The 17,148-nt window shown below is 65.8% G+C and carries 20 protein-coding genes; 9 read left to right on the forward strand and 11 right to left on the reverse strand.

Going from position 1 to position 17,148, the window contains the following annotated elements:
- Nucleotides 1-18: 18 nt before the first annotated feature.
- Nucleotides 19-1,773 (reverse strand): glycoside hydrolase family 13 protein, encoded by a 1,755-nt coding sequence (locus AC6CH3_RS08175; protein WP_498131965.1) that lies wholly within the window; start codon nucleotides 1,771-1,773, stop codon nucleotides 19-21.
- 136 nt (nucleotides 1,774-1,909) lie between these two features.
- Nucleotides 1,910-3,226, reverse strand: a complete 1,317-nt coding sequence (locus AC6CH3_RS08180; RefSeq protein WP_498131966.1) for a YjiH family protein — start codon at nucleotides 3,224-3,226, stop codon at nucleotides 1,910-1,912.
- Between the two features lie 146 nt (nucleotides 3,227-3,372).
- Between AC6CH3_RS08180 and AC6CH3_RS08185 the strand changes: the two genes are divergently transcribed.
- Nucleotides 3,373-4,251 carry an IclR family transcriptional regulator gene (locus AC6CH3_RS08185; RefSeq protein ID WP_498131967.1) on the forward strand — a complete coding sequence of 293 codons (879 nt, stop codon included), beginning with the start codon at nucleotides 3,373-3,375 and terminating at the stop codon, nucleotides 4,249-4,251.
- 105 nt (nucleotides 4,252-4,356) lie between these two features.
- Nucleotides 4,357-4,593, forward strand: a complete 237-nt coding sequence (locus AC6CH3_RS08190) for a hypothetical protein (RefSeq protein ID WP_498131968.1) — start codon at nucleotides 4,357-4,359, stop codon at nucleotides 4,591-4,593.
- A gap of 5 nt (nucleotides 4,594-4,598) precedes the next feature.
- Here the strand turns inward: AC6CH3_RS08190 and AC6CH3_RS08195 are convergent, their stop codons facing one another.
- From AC6CH3_RS08195 to AC6CH3_RS08205, 3 genes are all read right to left on the reverse strand, one after another.
- Nucleotides 4,599-4,886, reverse strand: coding sequence for a MoaD/ThiS family protein (locus AC6CH3_RS08195; RefSeq protein WP_309994074.1), 288 nt, complete (start codon nucleotides 4,884-4,886; stop codon nucleotides 4,599-4,601).
- Between the two features lie 9 nt (nucleotides 4,887-4,895).
- Nucleotides 4,896-6,020, reverse strand: coding sequence for a WD40/YVTN/BNR-like repeat-containing protein (locus AC6CH3_RS08200; protein ID WP_498131969.1), 1,125 nt, complete (start codon nucleotides 6,018-6,020; stop codon nucleotides 4,896-4,898).
- A 75-nt stretch (nucleotides 6,021-6,095) separates the two neighbouring features.
- A complete protein-coding gene (locus tag AC6CH3_RS08205; protein ID WP_498131970.1) occupies nucleotides 6,096-6,389 on the reverse strand; it encodes a hypothetical protein in 294 nt (97 codons plus the stop codon).
- A 242-nt stretch (nucleotides 6,390-6,631) separates the two neighbouring features.
- Between AC6CH3_RS08205 and AC6CH3_RS08210 the strand changes: the two genes are divergently transcribed.
- On the forward strand, nucleotides 6,632-7,531 hold the full coding sequence (locus AC6CH3_RS08210) for a helix-turn-helix transcriptional regulator (RefSeq protein WP_498131971.1): 900 nt from the start codon (nucleotides 6,632-6,634) through the stop codon (nucleotides 7,529-7,531).
- Nucleotides 7,532-7,667: 136 nt separating this feature from the next.
- Here the strand turns inward: AC6CH3_RS08210 and AC6CH3_RS08215 are convergent, their stop codons facing one another.
- The gene (locus tag AC6CH3_RS08215) at nucleotides 7,668-7,868 is read right to left on the reverse strand and encodes a hypothetical protein (protein WP_498131972.1); all 201 of its coding nucleotides are present in this window, start codon (nucleotides 7,866-7,868) and stop codon (nucleotides 7,668-7,670) included.
- Nucleotides 7,869-8,033: 165 nt separating this feature from the next.
- On the opposite strand from AC6CH3_RS08215, the gene AC6CH3_RS08220 reads away from it, so the two are divergent.
- From AC6CH3_RS08220 to AC6CH3_RS08235, 4 genes are all read left to right on the forward strand, one after another.
- On the forward strand, nucleotides 8,034-8,543 hold the full coding sequence (locus AC6CH3_RS08220) for a universal stress protein (RefSeq protein ID WP_498131973.1): 510 nt from the start codon (nucleotides 8,034-8,036) through the stop codon (nucleotides 8,541-8,543).
- Between the two features lie 273 nt (nucleotides 8,544-8,816).
- Nucleotides 8,817-9,176 (forward strand): metal-sensitive transcriptional regulator, encoded by a 360-nt coding sequence (locus tag AC6CH3_RS08225; RefSeq protein WP_498131974.1) that lies wholly within the window; start codon nucleotides 8,817-8,819, stop codon nucleotides 9,174-9,176.
- Nucleotides 9,177-9,236: 60 nt separating this feature from the next.
- Entirely contained in the window at nucleotides 9,237-9,467 is a 231-nt protein-coding gene (locus AC6CH3_RS08230) for a cation transporter (protein ID WP_494033730.1), read from the forward strand.
- Between the two features lie 72 nt (nucleotides 9,468-9,539).
- Nucleotides 9,540-11,873 (forward strand): heavy metal translocating P-type ATPase, encoded by a 2,334-nt coding sequence (locus tag AC6CH3_RS08235; RefSeq protein WP_498131975.1) that lies wholly within the window; start codon nucleotides 9,540-9,542, stop codon nucleotides 11,871-11,873.
- A 29-nt stretch (nucleotides 11,874-11,902) separates the two neighbouring features.
- On the opposite strand, the gene AC6CH3_RS08240 is transcribed toward AC6CH3_RS08235, so the two are convergent.
- Nucleotides 11,903-12,175, reverse strand: coding sequence for a DUF2277 domain-containing protein (locus AC6CH3_RS08240; RefSeq protein WP_400576819.1), 273 nt, complete (start codon nucleotides 12,173-12,175; stop codon nucleotides 11,903-11,905).
- Between the two features lie 196 nt (nucleotides 12,176-12,371).
- On the opposite strand from AC6CH3_RS08240, the gene AC6CH3_RS08245 reads away from it, so the two are divergent.
- Nucleotides 12,372-12,635, forward strand: a complete 264-nt coding sequence (locus tag AC6CH3_RS08245; RefSeq protein ID WP_498131976.1) for a hypothetical protein — start codon at nucleotides 12,372-12,374, stop codon at nucleotides 12,633-12,635.
- 87 nt (nucleotides 12,636-12,722) lie between these two features.
- On the opposite strand, the gene AC6CH3_RS08250 is transcribed toward AC6CH3_RS08245, so the two are convergent.
- Nucleotides 12,723-13,760: an EamA family transporter gene (locus tag AC6CH3_RS08250; RefSeq protein WP_498132102.1), complete on the reverse strand. Its 1,038-nt coding sequence runs from the start codon at nucleotides 13,758-13,760 to the stop codon at nucleotides 12,723-12,725.
- A 97-nt stretch (nucleotides 13,761-13,857) separates the two neighbouring features.
- Here AC6CH3_RS08250 and AC6CH3_RS08255 point away from each other — a divergent pair, with 97 nt between their 5' ends.
- Nucleotides 13,858-14,403 (forward strand): CGNR zinc finger domain-containing protein, encoded by a 546-nt coding sequence (locus AC6CH3_RS08255; protein ID WP_498131977.1) that lies wholly within the window; start codon nucleotides 13,858-13,860, stop codon nucleotides 14,401-14,403.
- Nucleotides 14,404-14,469: 66 nt separating this feature from the next.
- Here AC6CH3_RS08255 and AC6CH3_RS08260 read toward each other — a convergent pair whose 3' ends face one another.
- The 3 genes from AC6CH3_RS08260 to AC6CH3_RS08270 form a co-directional block, all read right to left on the reverse strand.
- The gene (locus tag AC6CH3_RS08260) at nucleotides 14,470-14,841 is read right to left on the reverse strand and encodes a hypothetical protein (RefSeq protein WP_498131978.1); all 372 of its coding nucleotides are present in this window, start codon (nucleotides 14,839-14,841) and stop codon (nucleotides 14,470-14,472) included.
- An 85-nt stretch (nucleotides 14,842-14,926) separates the two neighbouring features.
- Complete coding sequence (locus AC6CH3_RS08265; RefSeq protein ID WP_498131979.1) at nucleotides 14,927-15,523, reverse strand: hypothetical protein; 597 nt, start codon at nucleotides 15,521-15,523, stop codon at nucleotides 14,927-14,929.
- A 68-nt stretch (nucleotides 15,524-15,591) separates the two neighbouring features.
- Nucleotides 15,592-16,944, reverse strand: a complete 1,353-nt coding sequence (locus tag AC6CH3_RS08270; protein WP_498131980.1) for an MATE family efflux transporter — start codon at nucleotides 16,942-16,944, stop codon at nucleotides 15,592-15,594.
- Between the last annotated feature and the right edge of the window lie 204 nt (nucleotides 16,945-17,148).

Raw genomic sequence — 17,148 nt, forward strand, 5'->3', positions numbered from 1 at the left:
GGCGTTACCGGCCCGGCATCACGCGCTCCGGCGGAAGACCTTCACTTCCCAAGGCCGCAGCCCGAGTCCGGGTGCGGGCGGATAGTTCCCCAGCACGAGCTCCGCGCCCTCCCAGGCGGCGAGGTCCACACGGGCGATGTCCACGTGCTGGTCGCTGCCCGAAAAGTTGCCCAGGACCAGCAGTTCGGCGTCCGGGAGTGAGCGCCGGAATGCGTAGACGTGCTCGTCATCGGGCAGGAGCATGGTGAAGTCACCGTAGGCCACCACGGGGTCCGTGTGGCGCAGCGCGATCACCTGGCGGTAGAAGCTGAAGACCGACGCGGGGTCGTCCACCTGCGCCGCGGCGTTGATGGTGTTGGCGTTGGGATTGACCGCGATCCACGGCGCGCCCGTGGTGAAGCCGCCGTGACGGCTCGCATCCCACTGCACGGGCGTCCGGGCGTTGTCCCGGTTCAGCGGAGCCAGTGCCGCGAGAACCTCCGCGTCGGTGTGGCCGAGGTGCGTGGTCGCCTCCCGGTGGTGGTTCAGGACCTCGATGTCGCGGTAGTCGCTGATGGCGCCGAATGCCATGTTCGTCATGCCCAGCTCTTCGCCCTGGTAGACGTACGGGGTGCCGCGGTGCAGGTGGAGGACGGCCGCCAGCATCTTGGCGGACTGATCGCGGTATTCTCCGTCGTCCCCAAAACGGGATACCGCCCTGGCCTGGTCGTGGTTGCCCCAGTAGAGGCTGTTCCAGCCACGCTCCCCCAGGGCTTCCTGCCATCGGCCCAGGGACTGCTTCAGGTCGGTGAGCCGGAGTTTCTTGGGGCGCCATTTGTTGCCGCCCTCCTGGTCCAGGGCCACGTGCTCGAACTGGAACACCATGTCCACTTCCCGGCGCCCCTGGTCGGTGAACAGCACGGCGTCATCCACCGTCACCCCCGGCATCTCACCCACGGTGAGCAGTTCCTTGTCGCGCCCGGCAAACACTTCCCGGTGCATCTCCTGCAGGAATTCATGGATGCGGGGACCGCAGATGTAGTGGGGCCCGCCGTCGCCGTAGAGCCTGCCCTCGGCGATGGGGCCGTCCGGCAGGGACTGGTCCTTGGAGATGAAGTTGATGACGTCCATCCGGAAGCCGTCCACGCCGCGGTCCAGCCACCAGTTCATCATGTCGTACACCGCTGCCCGCACGTCCGGGTTTTCCCAGTTGAGGTCCGGCTGCTTCCTCGAAAAAAGGTGGAGGTAGTACTCGCCGGTCGCGGCGTCATACTCCCAGGCAGGGCCGGAGAACGCTGACCCCCAGTTGTTGGGCTCTGCCCCTGCGGTGCCGGGCACTGCCGTTGGCTCAACGCCTTCCCGCGGCGGCCGCCACCAGTACCAGTCCCTTTTGGGGTTGTCCTTACTCGAGCGCGATTCCACGAACCAGGGGTGCTCGTCGGAGGTGTGGTTGACCACAAGATCCATGACCAGCTTCATGCCGCGGGCGTGCAGGCCCTCGAGCAGTTCATCCAGGGTGTCCAGGCCGCCGAAGACGGGGTCGATCTCGCGGTAGTCGCTGATGTCATAGCCGTTGTCATCCTGCGGGGAGCGGTACACCGGGGAAAGCCAGACGACGTCGACGCCGAGTTTCTGCAGGTAGTCCAGCTTGCCGATGATTCCTTTCAGATCCCCCACGCCGTCGCCGTCGGAGTCGGCGAAGCTGCGCGGATAGATCTGGTACACCACCGCGCTCTTGAACCATTCCCTGCCGGCCCGGTAGGCCGTTTCTGTCTCGGTCTCCTCGATGGTCATGGCTGGTTCCTCCCGGTCGCGTGACGGACTGCTGCCCACTGAAGAGTCTTGTTCGGGAAGATTGCCGGGTCAATCCCTGCCCATGGCAACGCCGGCACCCGCCCGAAGAGGCGGGTGCCGGCGCCGTTGAAGTGGGCTAGAAGAGCAGGAATGCGATGGGCGTCACCAGGATCAGCGTCAGCACCACGCGCTGGAACCAGATGATGACCAGCTTCCACACGGGAATGGGAATGTCAGTGGCCATGATGCACGGCACCAAGGCGGAAAAGAAGATGATCCCCGAGACAGAAACCACACCGATCACGAACTTCACCACTGGGGCTGCTTCCGCAGCCAGCAGGGCCGGCAGGAACATCTCGGCGATGCCCACCGCGCTGGCCTTTGCCACGAGCATTGGTTCCGGCAGTTGAAGCGCCCAGGTGATCGGGTAGAAAACGTACCCGAGCCAGTCAAAGACTGGAGTATACGTGGCGAGCACAAGTCCCAGCAGCCCGATCGAGAGAATGGAGGGCAGGATTGCCATGGCCATCAGCAGCCCGTCGCGGACGTTTGTCCAGATATTGACGCCGAGCGAAGGCGCCGACTCAACAGTTTCCCGTGCTTCGCGCCAAGCCACGTCCAGGCGCTTTCCCGTGACTTGTTCCTCCGGCTGCGGCGTCGCATCAGGGTGATACTCGTCGGGGATGCTGTTAAGAGGCCAGATCCGGACTGTAATGGCTGTGACCAGGAAGGTCACCAGGAACGTCATCCAGAAATAGGTAGTCCACTGACCCATCAGGTCCAGGGTCTTTGCCACGATGACCATGAATGTGGCGGATACCGTGGAGAAGCCGGTGGCGATGATGGCCGACTCCCTGGCCGTGTACTTGCCTTCTTTGTAGATCCGGTTGGTGATCAGAAGACCGAGGGAGTAGCTGCCGACGAAGGAGGCCACGGCGTCGATCGCCGAGCGGCCGGGAGTCCTCCAGATGGGACGCATGACCCGTTGCACCATAACGCCGATAAATTCCAGGAGGCCATAGTTGACCAGCAGGGCGAGGAAGACGGCGCCGATGGGGACAAGGAGTCCGACCGGGATGACGAGCTTGTCGAACAGGAACGGGCCCATGTCAGGTTTGAAGAGCCAGGCGGGGCCGATCTTGAAGACCATCATGACGCCGACCACCATGCCCGTCACCTTGAACAGGGAGAACACAGCGTCCACCACCGATCTCTTCCAGGTTCCGGTAATGAAGGGATAAACCGCCCCTGCCACGATGACCGCCAGGGCGTAGTAGGGCAGCACCGGACCCATGCTCGTTTGGATGAAGGTGACAATGTGGTCCAGCATGATGGTGTTCTTGCCGCCGATAGTAAGCGGAACGAAAAACATGAACGCCCCGATCCCGCTGTACACGAACAGTTTCCACATATGCCGCGACACTGTTCGCGGGGCCTCGGAAGTGATGGACATCGTCGTCTCCTGACATCTACGCCGCTATCCGTGGGACGCAGCCGTTTTCTGTATAGATCTATCGGACCTTTAAGCCGAAGCAGCGACAATGAAATATCGGCGAAAGCAGTCCCACATATGAGATTCGAGTCACTGGGAGGGTTGGCATGGAAAACGATGCGGACACTTCCCTGCGCGCCTTGCGCGTCCTAAGCTATCTGGCCACACAGGCAAACCCGGTGTCCGCAGCCCGGATAGCAGAGTCGATCGGCTCTCCCCGGTCCTCAACGTTCCGGCTGCTGCGCGGTATGCAATCTCTGGGTTACGTCGCCCATATTCCCGAACTCAAGTCCTACGCGTTGGGAATCGCAGCGCTTGAGATCGGCCAGGCATTCAGTATTCAAGCACCGCTGGCGAGGTTTGGAAGGCCAGTGCTGGAGCGTTTGGTCCTCAGACTGGGGGAAACTGCGCATTTGGCGGTACTGCACGGCCACGAAACCCTCTATATCCATGAGCAGACTGCCCCATTGCGGACACCACTGGTTACGGCCAAGGACGTCCGTCTTCCAGCGCATCTAACAGCCTCGGGGCGGGTGATCTTGGCAGGCCTCGGGAACGACCAGCTGCGGGCGCTGTTCCCGCCCAATTTTGCGTTCATTCAAAGGACGGGCAAGGGACCCGTCACCTATGCCGAGTTTCTGCAGCTTCTGGATGCCGTGAGGAGGCAGGGCTTCGCACGCGAGTTCGGGGAGGTGACCGAAGGCTTCGCCTCCGTTGCCAAGCCTGTACGGGACAGGAGCGGACGAATCGTCGCCTCCGTCGCCGTCACGCACGCATACACTACCGGGGCAATAGCCACTGTGTCAGGCGCCCCACAGGTCCCGGCGCAGGATACCATCCTGGCGGCCTTGGAGCGGGCCACTCGGGAATTGAGCCGCCGGCTCGGGTGGGATGCTTCCGGACAACAGCCTCGGGGTGCCACTCCCGAACAACAACGCCAACACGGGAAAGAGCACACAGACCGGCGAAACCGGCCCGGCGCCTGAAACTAACCGGGCCCTAACGGGCAGGAAACGAAGGCGCAACAATATCCCGCCAGACTGGTGGTGCCGGCAATAGCAGGCACCAGCTCCAGCTCGGGAGGCCATGACATGTTGAAGGAAGCCAAACCCCACTCAAGGCGCGTCCGCGCCCTGGACCAGCTCCACCGCGGGGATGAGATCGAAGCCCGTCTCTCGGTGGGCCCCAATTACGATGACGTCATCATCCGCCGCGGCAGCGTAGAGGAGACAGCGCCCGGGATCGGCGTCGTCTGGATCATGGACCATCACACGGGCATGCGCAAGGCAATCAATGCCGATGAGTGCAGCGTTTGGCGCGTCGCCTGAGCCAGCTACCCCCCGGCCACCGACTGGATGATCAGCACTTCCTGGCCGGCAGCAACTTCCGTGTCCAGGCCCTGAAGACGCCGGACCTCGTCACCGTTCACGTAAATATTCACGTAGCGGCGGAGGGCCCCGGTTTCGTCCCTCAGGCGCCTGGCAAGCACCGGGTAGTCCCCGGTCACGGCATCCAGCAACCAGCCCACAGTCACCGTCCCGTCGGCGGGCGCAGTCAGCAAGGACTGCCCGCCGGCGAGCGGCTGGAGGACGCTGGGAAGCACCACGCTGATCTCAGCCACACGCGGACCTCATGCGGGGGCCGCCACCGTGGCATCCGACACGACAGCAGCGCGGACGCACAGGACGTCAGGCAGGTGCGATGCCACCTCCGTGAAGGTTTCGCCCTCGTCGTCGCTGGCGTACACGGCACCCCCGCGCGTACCGAAGTACACGCCCACCGGCTCGGCAGCATCCACCGCTGCGGCGTCACGGAGCACGGCGTTGAATTCGGACTGCGGCAGGCCTGCGTCCAGCCGCTTCCAGGTTCCGCCGGCGTCATCCGTGCGGTGCACGGCGAGCTTGCCCCCGGGCGGGATCCGCTCGCCGTCGGCCTTTAGCGGAACCACCCACGCTGTACCGGCCCTCCGCGGATGGGTCAGCATCACAAACCCGAAATCGGCGGGCAGGCCTTCGGCGATGGATTGCCAGCTTTCGGCGTTGTCGTCGCTGCGGTAGACGCCGTGGTGGTTCTGAGCATAAAGGCGGCCCTCGACGGCGGCATCCGCGGCGATCTTGTGCACGCACTGGCCGAATTCCGGGTTGGGGTCCGGCATGAAGTAGGCCGAAATGCCCCTGTTCCGGGGCTCCCAGGACGTGCCGCCGTCCAGCGACCGGTAAACGCCGCCGGTGCTCATGGCCACATGGACGTTGTCGCCGGCGGGGTTGACGACGATCGAGTGCGCGGCGGCACCGCCGTAGCCTGCGCCCCATTCACTGCGGTGCGGGTGGTCCCACAGTCCGCGGTTGAGTTCAAAGTGTTCGCCGCCGTCGGTGGACTTCCAGACGGAGATCGGCTCGGCACCGGCCCACACCACGCCGGGCCGCGACTCGGCATCCGGGTGGATCTGCCAAATGCGTTCCACGGCGGCGTCGGTGCCTTCGGGAAACTTGATGGCGCCCTGTTCCGGCTCGGTCCAGGTGGCGCCGAGATCATCGGAATGGGCAACGGTTGGCCCCCAGTGTTCGGACCGCACGCCCACCATGATCCGGGTTCGGCCGTCCCGCGTGTCGATTCCGATGCTCGGTATCTCACTCATCAGAAAGTGCGGGCCGGAGAAGGACCATTCCCTCCGGTCCTGGCTGGTCGCCAGCCAGAGTCCCTTTTTGGTCCCGATCGCTAACACATACGTCTCTGGGGTAGCCATGAAGCCCATCGAACCACTCCGGCCGGGCGGCCGCAATGGTTTTGCCGGCAACAGTGGACAGGACGGCTCAGTGGACAGGACGGCTCAGCCCTTTGAGGCCCGGCTCCTGGAACGGAAGCGCGTCCGGGCCTCGGCACGCAGCGCACCGCGCCGCCGCTTACGCCACCAGCGGCGGAGCAGATCGACGGCGGCCAGCAGCCCGGCCATCGGTGACAGCACAGCGACGGCGTACACGAACAGCAGCCAGGTCAGTGTCGCCAGGGGCGGCTGGCTCCTGCTCAACAGCGACAGGCCACCGAATAAACCCGCGGTCCAAAACAGCACCACAAACGCCAGCACGGCTGCCGCGGGAAAGTACTCATTCCGCACGACTCTCATCAGGCTCCTCATGCCCGTGCCCCACCCTTTCCCCACAAACGGCTTCTTCGTTCCAGTATGCGGCGCGCCGGCCGGACTTCATGCCGCGCCACGGTCGGATGTGGCCGAAGAGACTGGCCGGCGGTGGTCAGCTCAGGATAGGGCACATCAGGCGTAAAGACCGGCGAGGAGTCCGATGATCCTTGTAATCGGGGTTCTGGCAGTACCTCCCTCCTGCCTGCTGCTGCGGGTAGCGTTGAGGAGTGGACAACAGGATGGAAGTGCGGGAGTTCCTCGCCTCGCGACGGGCCAAGATCACCCCGGAGATGGCCGGCCTTACGTTCGTGCACGGCCGACGCCGGGTTCCCGGCCTGCGCCGTGAAGAGGTTGCGATGCTTGCCGGGGTGAGCGTGGACTACTACACGAAGCTTGAGCGGGGGAATCTGGCCGGCACCTCCGAAAGTGTTCTGGACGCCATCGCCAGGGCGCTGAGGCTGGACGACTCCGAACGCGAGCACCTCTACAACCTTGCCCGTGCAGCCGGACCTTCCGCCAGGACCCGGCAACACCCCCTGCAGAGCGGAAAGGTCCGTCCCACCCTGCAGTTCATGCTCGACTCCATCACGACGTCGCCGGCCATCATCGGCAACCACTACCTGGACATCGTGGCGGCCAACCAGCTCGGCTACGCCCTGTACTCGGCGATGTACCGCGGATCCGCAAGGCCCGCCAACCACGCCCGGTTCGTCTTCCTCGACCCCCTGGCCCGGGACTTTTACCCCGACTGGGAGCTGGCAGCCAACACCACCGTGGCATTGTTGCGCACGCAGAGCGGACGCAACCCCTTCGACAAGCGCCTGGCCGACCTGGTTGGGGAACTGTCCATGCGCAGCGAAGACTTCCGCAAGCGCTGGGCAGCCCACAATGTCCGGAGCCATCACGCCGGGACGAAAGTTTTCCGCCACCCGGTGGTAGGAGATCTCCAACTCGCTTACGAGTCCATGGAGCTCGCCATGGACCCTGGCTTGAGTCTGATCATCTACCCCGCTGTACCCGGATCCCCCTCGGATGAACGACTCCGCCTGCTTGCCAGCTGGGCCGCAACCGAACGGATCCAGGACCATGCCGGCGCAATGCGGCCACACGACGTGCACCGCCCCTGAACCCTGGCACTTTACCCGGGGCCTGGCACTTTAACCGGGCATCCCGTTCTTATGGGTGACGCCGCTCATTGCGGCGCGGAACCTCTCAGCCAGCAGCCCGAGCCGTTCCACCGGCTCGTTGCTGAAGAGGCGAAGGTCAGTCCACGAATTCCGACTGGGTCTCGATGAAATCCCACTCGGCTTCGGTCAGGACGCTCTGCGGAGAGTCCGGATGCGGGCCCCCGGCTTCTGCGATTCCCTGCATGACAAAGAGCGGAAGCTCCTCGGCACGCAGGTGTTCCCGGAGCCACTCCTTGCTCTTCAGGTCCAGATCAAGCCACCACATGTAAATTTGCATGTCCGCCGCCTCTCTACGACTCCACGCTATGCGTGCGGCACTCCGGATTCAAGGGAGCCGCGGCATTCGGCCCACCCGCCTGCCGGAGTCCCTACAGTGCCTCTTAGGGGACAAACGCCCAGTTCAAAGGCTGGTCATTACCCACAGCGGGGAACACAATTGAGTATGCCTCCAGAGCGATTCAGTGGCCCGGCTCCCCTGCTCGTCGGCGTAGTTCCCGGCCAGCATCCCGAAGTACTTCAGACGGCCGTCGCCCTCGCCCAACGGCTGACAGCCCCGCTGCTCTTTGCCTACGTGGATGAGGCCAGCTACCTCGTGGAGTGGGATCCTGCGCGGTCCACGCACCGCCTTTCCCTTCATCCGGACAAGAACGACGACGAGATCAGGTCGGTGACCGAAGACCTCAAGTCAGTCATTGCCTCCGCCGTCCGGCCCGGGACACCCACGGAGTGGACCCTCCGCACGCTTGCCGGCGATCCCGCCAGGGCGCTCGGCAGGCTCGCGGCGGAGGTGGACACCCCCATAATTGTCGTGGGAACCCCGGAACGCGGATTCGGGCACCGCATTACGGAGCTCCTCAACGGCTCGGTCGCCGCCTGGCTCACCCACCATCAAAACCGTCCGGTCCTGGTGGTGCCGTTCCGGAAGCCCGCCCACCAGGACGAGCCGGAGTGACACTTTTCCCGAGGGAAAACCCGGCAATTCCGCGGTCCTGTAAGTAAAGTGAAAGTAGTTATTCGAGGTGGTGGCACACACCGCCAGGCCCAAGTAAGCTGGTTACCGCAGGTTGATCCGAAAGCCTGCCAAAGACCGCTCCGGAGTGCGTATCCCCCAATAACGCACTCCGGAGCTTTTTTGTGCCCGGATGCGGCCGGCAGCCCGCCCTCCAATGGAGATGCGGGGCGGAGCCTCGTTGACTGATACCCCCTAGGGGTATACCTTGGAGATATGAACACTCCCGAAGGACCGTCATCGGCAGTGACCGAAGACCCGGTCGGCGAAGAATCACCGCCCCAGCACGGCTACACCGCAGACAAGGACGCCTACTTGCGCAGGCTCCGCCGCATCGAAGGACAAGTGCGGGGAATCGCGCGCATGGTGGAGGAGGACAAGTACTGCATCGACATCCTGACCCAGGTCGCCGCCGTCACCAAGGCGCTGCATGCGGTCAGCCTTGGCCTCGTCGAGGAGCACATCGGACACTGCGTCATCGGTGCAGCCTCCGAGCCCGACCCCGGCCTGCGGGCCGAGGCCATCGACCTCAAAGTGAAAGAAGCCGCGGACGCCATCGGACGCCTGCTGCGGTAACGGCAAAACCAACCACCCATGCAGCCGGCCTGCCCGCCGGCCAATCACAAGGAGCCACGAATGAGCACCATCTCCACCACCGTCCATGTTTCCGGAATGACCTGCGGACACTGCGTGTCGGCCGTCAGTGAAGAGCTTGAATCGCTCGACGGCGTTGAGGAGATCGATATCGATCTCAACGCCGGCGGCCTCTCCAAGGTCACCATCACCTCAACGCAGGAACTCTCGCCGTCCGAAATCGGTGAAGCCGTGGCCGAGGCCGGCTACCTCGTTGTCGCCAACGAGGCCTAAACCCACTTCCCGCAAACGGCGCCCAAGCGGCGCACAAAGACACACAAGCGACCCACACCGCCAGGAGCCGAAATGAGCACAGATCAACTGCCCCACCGCCCAGACAACAGGGTGGTCGAACTCGACATCGAGGGCATGACCTGCGCATCCTGCGTCAACCGGGTGGAAAAGAAGCTCGGCAAGCTCGAGGGCGTCCGGGCCACGGTCAACCTCCCGCTGGAATCGGCCCATGTGACGGTTCCGGCCGGCATCACGGACCAACAGATCACGGACCAGGTGGCGTCGGCAGGCTATAAGGCCAGGATCAAACCGGTCCAGCACCCTTCGGGCGGCGACGCCGGAGGCATCCGGCCTGCCGCTCAGGCAGACGCCGCAGGGGACCACGAAGACCACCTGGCGCACGGCGGCACCGCCCAGTCACTCAGGCCCCGCCTGATCGCCGCGGCCATGCTGACGGTTCCCGTCTTCCTGATCTCGATGATTCCGGCGTTCCAGTTCCCGAACTGGGGATGGGTTGCCGCCGCTTTGGCCCTCCCGGTGGTCAGCTGGGCCGCGTGGCCCTTCCACCGCGCGGCGGCCGTCAACGCCCGGCACCTGGCATCCACAATGGACACGCTGGTGTCCCTCGGCGTTATCGCCGCCTACGCCTTCTCGGCAGGGCAGCTGCTCGCTGATCCGAGGCTGACCGAGCATCCCGGCATGGAAGGGATGACCGGTTCAGGCGGCCTGTACTTCGAGGTCGCCGCCGTGGTCACCACCTTCCTGCTGCTGGGCCGCTTCCTCGAGGCGAACGCCAAGGCGAAGGCAGGCGATGCCCTCAAGGCGCTGCTCAATCTCGGGGCCAAGGACGCCACCGTACTTGTCAACGAAGCCGAAGTGAAGATCCCTGCTGACCGGCTCGCGGTCGGCGACGTCATCGTGGTCCGCCCCGGCGAGAAAATCGCCACGGACGGCGTCGTCGTGGACGGTTCATCCGCCGTCGACGCCTCCCTGGTGACCGGCGAAGCTGTTCCCGTCGAAGTAGGCCCGGGCAGCCCCGTCACGGGTGCCACCATCAACACCTCCGGGCGGCTGCTGGTCCGCGCCACGCGCGTCGGCGCCGAAACGACGCTGGCCCAGATGGGCCGCATGGTGGCCCAGGCACAGACCGGCAAGGCCCCGATCGCGCGCCTCGCGGACCGCATCAGTGCGGTCTTCGTCCCCATCGTCCTCGCCATCGCTGTCCTCACCTTTACGGCCTGGCTGCTGCTTGCGGGTCCGGACATCACGGATCCGGAGTTGCGCGCCGCGTTCACCGCGGCGGTCGCGGTGCTGGTAATTGCCTGCCCCTGCGCGCTGGGCCTGGCCACTCCGGTGGGCCTCCTGACCGGCACAGGCCGGGGCGCCCAGCTCGGCATCCTGATCCGCGGCCCGCAGGTGCTGGAGGACACCCGCACCGCGGACACCATCCTCCTGGACAAAACCGGCACCGTAACGAGCGGTCACCTGGCCGTCGATTCCACGGTTGCCTTCGAACCGTTCAGCGATGCCGACGTCCTGAGGTTCGCCGGTGCGGTGGAAGCCGCCTCCGAGCACCCGATCGCGCACGCCATTGCCGCAGCCGCACGCGCTGCCGTCCCTGCGGCAGTGGCAGCCGACGGCGGCCGCCTCCCCGCCGTCGTCAGCTTCCGTTCCGCTCCCGGTGGCGGAGTGGCGGGAACCGTGGAAGGGCGGCCAGTGGTTGCCGGGCGGACCGGTTGGCTCCACGAGAACGGCGTGTCCCCGGCTCCGGCCCTGCTCGACGCGCTGGCGGCCGCCGAGGCCTCAGGGGCCACTGCCATCTGGGTGGCCGTCGACGGCGAGCCCGCGGGCATCATCTCCCTGCGGGACACGATTAAGCCGGGATCCGAAGCCGCGATCAGCCGGCTCAGGCGGCTGGGCCTGCGGCCCATCCTGCTGACCGGCGACAACGCCGCCGTGGCCGCCCACGTGGCTGCCGCCGTCGGAATCCCCGCGGAGGATGTCTTTGCTGGTGTGCTGCCCGAAGGCAAGGTGGACGCGGTCCGGCGGCTGCAGGCCGGCGGTGCCACCGTGGCCATGGCCGGCGACGGCGTGAACGACGCCCCTGCCCTAGCGCAGGCGGACCTTGGCATCGCCATGGGCTCCGGCACGGACGTGGCCATTGAGGCTGCGGACCTCACCGTCATGGGCAACGACCTCGGCCAGGTGGCAACCGCCATCGAACTGTCCCGCCGCACCCTGGCCACCATCAAGACCAACCTCTTCTGGGCGTTCTTCTACAACGCCGTGGGCATCCCGGTGGCCGCGCTTGGGCTGCTCAACCCGATGATCGCGGGCGTGGCCATGGCAGCCAGTTCCGTGCTGGTGGTGGCGAACTCCCTGCGGCTGCGCGGCTTCGGCAGGTAGATTACCGGGCGTCGGTTCCCGGCCGCCGTTCAGGCGGCGCCGAAGCGGACGGCTGCCCTCGCCTTTGCCTTCGCGGCTTCCTCGGCCCGGTCCTTCGCCGGGGCATGCGTCACGAGGGATTCCAGCAGGTGCTGGGTCGCGTGCGCTATCTCATGCACTGCACGGTCGAACGCCTCCTCGTTGGCCTTGGAGGGCTTGGTGCTGCCGCTGACCTTTCGCACGTACTGGAGCGCGGCGGCATACACCTCCTCGGACGTGGCGTGCGGTTCGTAGTTGTGGAGGGTTCGGATGTTCCGGCACATACCCCCATGCTAGGCTCTGGATCGCCCGCGATCGACCCTCCGGACCGTTTCGGCAGGGGCTCCGCCGCCATGGGGAGCGGTGCCCATCGCGCCATTTTGTGTTCGAGGGTAGCTTTGAGGCAATGGATCTTCCGGACGAGCCGGAGGCCGCTGGGGATGCCGACTGGATCGGGTCCGTTGATTAAGGAGAAAACAAATGGCTTTTTGGGGTGCAGACACAACCCAGCTGAAAGACCTGGGCACCAAGCTTCAGGCTGGAGCAGCTGAGATCGAAAAGCAGAAGAACATGCTGGCCAGGGCCCTCCAGAGCACCGACTGGAAGGGGCCGGACGCCGACAAGTTCCGCAGCGACTGGGAGAGCCAGCACGCGAACGGCCTCACCAGGGTTGCGCAGGCACTGGAAGAAGCCGGGAAGCATGCTTCCCGCAACGCCTCCCAGCAGGAGGAAGCTTCCCGCTAGGGGATTCACCGGGAGGGCCGGACGCTATGGCGTCCGGCCCTCCCGGCGTTTAAGGAGTCGGTGCAGACGAGTGCCGCGGCGCAAAGCCTAGGGAACGGGTTCGACGTCGTTTGGGTGGTCAAGCGGTGCGCGCACCTGGGTCCCCGGTTCCGTCCCCCGCTTGGAGCCTCTCAGCTCGTCCAGCCTGACCAGCACAACGCCGCCCACGATAAGGGCGCCGCCTGCCAGCTGGATGACCGCCGGCAGCTCCCCCAGCAACAGCCAGGCCCAGATCACGGCAAACAGCACCTCAGTCAGCGAAACGAAGGAGGCCACCTTCGAACCCAGAGCGCGGGCGGCCATGATTCCGGAAACGTAGGCCAGGACGGTGGCAAGGACCACGAGTCCGGCAAGGGCAACCCACCAGGGCGTGGTCCATGGCCCAAGTTTCGTGTCCGCGGTGCTGAAGGCCATGGGAAGGAGGCCGGTGGCCGCCGTCAGCCATATCACCACTGCGCCCACCATGAGTCCGCCCGAGGCTAGGACGATCGGCGGAAGCGTGTCGTTTTCCTTGGCCGTGATGAAGAAATAGATGGCCAGGCAGACGGCCGCCGCCACGCCCCACAGCACACCTGCGAAGTCCACCTTCACAGCGCCCGTCAGGTCCAGGACCAGCACCAGGCCGCCCAGCGACAACAGAGACCCGGCGACCGTAAGCGGCCGCGGCCGCTTCCTGCTGGCCAGCCAGAGCCACAGCACGATCAGGACGGGGGCCAGGTACTCCAGCAGCAGCGCAACGCCCACTGACAGCAGGGAAACAGCGTTGAAATAGAACAGCTGGCAGGCGGCCACACCGATCAGGCCGAACAGCACGATGGTCACCCAGTTCGACCGCAGCTGGTGCCAGCGTCCGCGAAGGGCGGGAACGGCCGGGACCGCCAGGATGAGCGCGGCGCCCGTCAACCGGAGCGCCACAGCTGCGCCGGGGGTCCAGCCCGTTTCGAGGAGAGCCTTGGCAAAGGAGCCCGAAAGCCCGAACACGGCAGAGGAAATGACGGCAATCCCAAGCCCGGACGCAAGGAAACTCCGCGCAGAAGCGGTTTTTGGGGCAGCCGCAGCCGAAACCTGCCCGGGCCGGGGCGAAATGCTGGCGCGGTTGCTGGCTGCAGACACGGCATTCTCCTGTCAGGAGTAAAGTGGGATATTGGTCATGACACTACGCTTGGCCAAGTAAGGAGTCAAGATGGTCTTTACCCCTGACACTGAGGTCGCTTTGCGCGCCGTGGTGAACCTGATCAACAGCGCGGCGAACGGGGAGGAAAAACTGGCCACCGCGGCGGACCTCGACCGGTTCCTCGAGGCGGAGGGCTTCAGTGGGTCACGGACCAGGGACGCGGCCGAATTGGCCAGCGTCCACGCCCTCAGGGCGGAGCTCGCGGGGCTTTGGACCGCCGATGAGGACACGGCCGTGGAAGGGGTCAACCGGCTCCTGCGCGAAGCCCATGCCCTCCCGCAGCTCCTCAAGCACGACGGGTGGGACTGGCATCTTCACGCCACTACCCACGACGCTCCGCTGGCAGACCGCATGGGAACGGAAGCCGCGATGGCACTCGTGGACGTTATCCGCAGCAAGGAAATGGACAGAATGCTGGTCTGCGCAGCGGACGACTGTGAGGCCGTGGTGCTGGATCTCAGCCGCAACCGGTCAAAGCGGTACTGCGACACTGGAAACTGCGCCAACCGTGCGCACGTGGCGGCGTATCGGGCCCGCCGCGCCGCAGGCGAGTAGCCGCAGGCGAGTAGGCCGCAGGTGAGCAGGCAGGCGCTGAGCAGGCAGGCGGTGAGCAGGCAGGCGCTAGGACTTGCCGCCGTCGGACGTTGATCCGTCGGTGGAACCGGAAGCAGCCGGAGGCGTCTGGGTTCCGCCGCCGCTGTATCCGTGCGGGGGCCGCTTGGCTGAGCTGAGGTTCACGCCGGATCCCTTGCCCAGGTGTTCGGCGTTGTCCTTGTAGCTCATGGACAGCATGGCCGCGATGACCAGCGTGACGATGAAGGCAATGCCGGCGCCGGTGAACGCGAGGTCGAAGCGCGGGACGCGGGAGCTGCCGCCGGAGGCGAAGATCAGCACGGCGAAGAACGCCACCACGGCCCAGAAGGCGGAGAACATCAGCGGTCCCTTAACCGAGGTCCGCAGATTGCGCGGTTCTCCTGGTTTCTGGTTTGCCACGGCGTGTCCTCTCATGCGGGCGGCGACGGTCAGGCCAGCCCGTTGTGATGTGTGTTTGTTCTACAAGGAGTAGAACCCTTGCCTTCTAGTTTACGGCCTTCGCAGGGCCCGTCCGCGCATCGTGCCTGAGCGAAAGGCCAGCAAGGATCCAGAGCACGCCGGAGATTATGGCGCCACCGCCGGCGACCCCCAACAGGGCGTGCGGGCCGAGCGGAACGAAGAACGGCAGGGCCACCGCCGTCCCCAGCCCAATGACGCCCGAGGCGAGCCAGTCCCGGGCCAGGACATGCCGGCCACGGAAGCGCCAGCCCACGTACAGTTCAACTGCGGCGAGCAGGCCGATTCCCAGCGCCGCGATAACGGCGAACAGCAGGTTCCCCTGCAGGACCATCAACGTCACGCCCGCACCGATGAGGATTGATGCCGCGGCCGACATGGCCCTGCCGGGCGACCCGTCGCGGCGGAGGCCGTTCATGGGAATGCCCCGGAAAAGCGCTGCGCCGGTGGCCAGCAGGTACAGCCCTCCGGCAAATCCCATGCCCGCCACCGACGGCGCCGCCCAGAAAATGGTCACAGCGCCGAACACCAGGGCGGCCGCCGCGCGGAGCAGCACGGGCTTCCACAGCTCCGCTTGATGGGCAGCGGCAGGGGCCGGCTCGGCAGGGTTCACGGGGAAAGTCACCGCTCCAGTTTAGTGCCGCCGCCTGCGTCGTCGAATCCGGCGCTTCCCTCAATCCGGGACAACCGGCCTCAGGAGCCGAGCACCATCCAGCGGTCCGTCCGCGCCCTCAGCCCCAGGGTCACGGCCCGGGCCAGCATGTAGCCCAGCGAAAAGGCAACCCATACCCACACGAGTGCCGCCGCCCCGGTTGTCCCGGCGAGCGGGACCGCAATGAGCAGCGGCAGGTACACCGCCAGGTTCACGAGGCCGGTAAGCGCCAGGTACTTCGCGTCACCTGCTCCGATCAGGACGCCGTCAAGGACGAACACGTATCCGGCGATCGGCTGCCCGGCGGCCAGCGCCCAAAGCGCGAGCGTCAGCACGGACTGCACACCGGCGTCGGAAGTGAACAGCGCGCCCGTGAAGGGCGCCGCAACCGCGAGCAGCGCTCCCGTCACCACGCCAAAACCCGTGCCCCAGCGGATCATGGTGCGGGTCAGCAGCCGCGCCTTCTCCGGATTGGAGGCGCCCAACTCCTTGCCGATGAGGGCCTGGGCAGCGATCGCCAGGGCATCAAGCGCAAAGGCAAAGAAGGTGAACATGGTCATGGCCAGCTGGTGCGCGGCGAGGTTTACCGCCCCCTGGCCGGTGACCACCAGCACCGTGGCCAGGATGCCGATCCGCAGGCTGAGCGTCCGGAGCATCAGCCAGGAGCCCACCCTGCTCAGCGCCCGGATCCCGTGCCAGTCGGGCAGGAGGGAAACGCCGTGTCGCCGGGCGTTGCGCTGCACCATCACCAGGTAGACGGCTGCCATGGCCCATTGGGCGATGCTCGTGCCTACGGCCGATCCGGTCACGGACCAGCCCAGCCCGTAGACCAGCACTACGTTCAGCACGATGTTCACGGCGAAGCCCGCGGTGGCCACCACCAGCGGGGTGCGCGTATCCTGCAGACCCCGCAGCACGCCTGTTCCGGCGAAGATCAGGAGCATGGCCACCAACCCGGGCATGGACCAGCGCAGGTAATCCACAGCGAAGGAGCGGACGTCGCCGCCGGCCCCCATCAGCCCCACCAGGGGCTCCGCCGCAAACCAACCCGCCGCGGCCAGCACGATCCCGAGCAGCAGGGCGAGCCAGACGCCGTCGCGCCCGGCGGCGAGGGCCTTGGCGAACTGGCCGTCGCCCACGGCCCGCGCCACTGCGGGTGTGGTGGAGTAGGCGAGGAACACCATCAGGCCAACCGCCGTATGCAGCACCGCGGATGCCAGTCCGACGCCGGCCAGCTGCGCCACGCCCAGGTGGCCAACGATGGCGGAGTCGGCCAGCAGGAAGAGCGGCTCAGCGATCAATGCGCCGAAAGCAGGAACGGCGAGGCGCAGGATGTCGCGGGCATGGCTCGCGGGCTTCACAGCCGGCACGGCGGCGGCAGGGGAATCAGGCACGGTTTTAGCCTAGCCGCCGGCCCGACGGGCAGTCCTTCGCGGGGGCACTCGGACACTTACGGACCGGCGCCCATACGTGGGAGCGTGCGAATCGTCACAATTAGTTGACTCTTCAACCAATGGTGCGGGACAGTGGAATGGAAGCATCAGGCGGCGACCCGCCGTCCGACCATAAGACCAATTGCAACCGACCCGAACGGTAAC

Source organism: Arthrobacter sp. GQ119, from assembly GCF_059759125.1.

What these genes read in the sequence shown, in the direction of transcription:
- AC6CH3_RS08175 (WP_498131965.1), bottom strand. Translation starts at nt 1,773, where the DNA reads ATGACCATCGAGGAGACCGAGACAGAAACGGCCTACCGGGCCGGCAGG.
- AC6CH3_RS08180 (WP_498131966.1), bottom strand. Translation starts at nt 3,226, where the DNA reads ATGTCCATCACTTCCGAGGCCCCGCGAACAGTGTCGCGGCATATGTGG.
- AC6CH3_RS08185 (WP_498131967.1), top strand. Translation starts at nt 3,373, where the DNA reads ATGGAAAACGATGCGGACACTTCCCTGCGCGCCTTGCGCGTCCTAAGC.
- AC6CH3_RS08190 (WP_498131968.1), top strand. Translation starts at nt 4,357, where the DNA reads ATGTTGAAGGAAGCCAAACCCCACTCAAGGCGCGTCCGCGCCCTGGAC.
- AC6CH3_RS08200 (WP_498131969.1), bottom strand. Translation starts at nt 6,020, where the DNA reads ATGGGCTTCATGGCTACCCCAGAGACGTATGTGTTAGCGATCGGGACC.
- AC6CH3_RS08205 (WP_498131970.1), bottom strand. Translation starts at nt 6,389, where the DNA reads ATGAGAGTCGTGCGGAATGAGTACTTTCCCGCGGCAGCCGTGCTGGCG.
- AC6CH3_RS08215 (WP_498131972.1), bottom strand. Translation starts at nt 7,868, where the DNA reads ATGCAAATTTACATGTGGTGGCTTGATCTGGACCTGAAGAGCAAGGAG.
- AC6CH3_RS08220 (WP_498131973.1), top strand. Translation starts at nt 8,034, where the DNA reads ATGCCTCCAGAGCGATTCAGTGGCCCGGCTCCCCTGCTCGTCGGCGTA.
- AC6CH3_RS08225 (WP_498131974.1), top strand. Translation starts at nt 8,817, where the DNA reads ATGAACACTCCCGAAGGACCGTCATCGGCAGTGACCGAAGACCCGGTC.
- AC6CH3_RS08230 (WP_494033730.1), top strand. Translation starts at nt 9,237, where the DNA reads ATGAGCACCATCTCCACCACCGTCCATGTTTCCGGAATGACCTGCGGA.
- AC6CH3_RS08235 (WP_498131975.1), top strand. Translation starts at nt 9,540, where the DNA reads ATGAGCACAGATCAACTGCCCCACCGCCCAGACAACAGGGTGGTCGAA.
- AC6CH3_RS08240 (WP_400576819.1), bottom strand. Translation starts at nt 12,175, where the DNA reads ATGTGCCGGAACATCCGAACCCTCCACAACTACGAACCGCACGCCACG.
- AC6CH3_RS08245 (WP_498131976.1), top strand. Translation starts at nt 12,372, where the DNA reads ATGGCTTTTTGGGGTGCAGACACAACCCAGCTGAAAGACCTGGGCACC.
- AC6CH3_RS08255 (WP_498131977.1), top strand. Translation starts at nt 13,858, where the DNA reads ATGGTCTTTACCCCTGACACTGAGGTCGCTTTGCGCGCCGTGGTGAAC.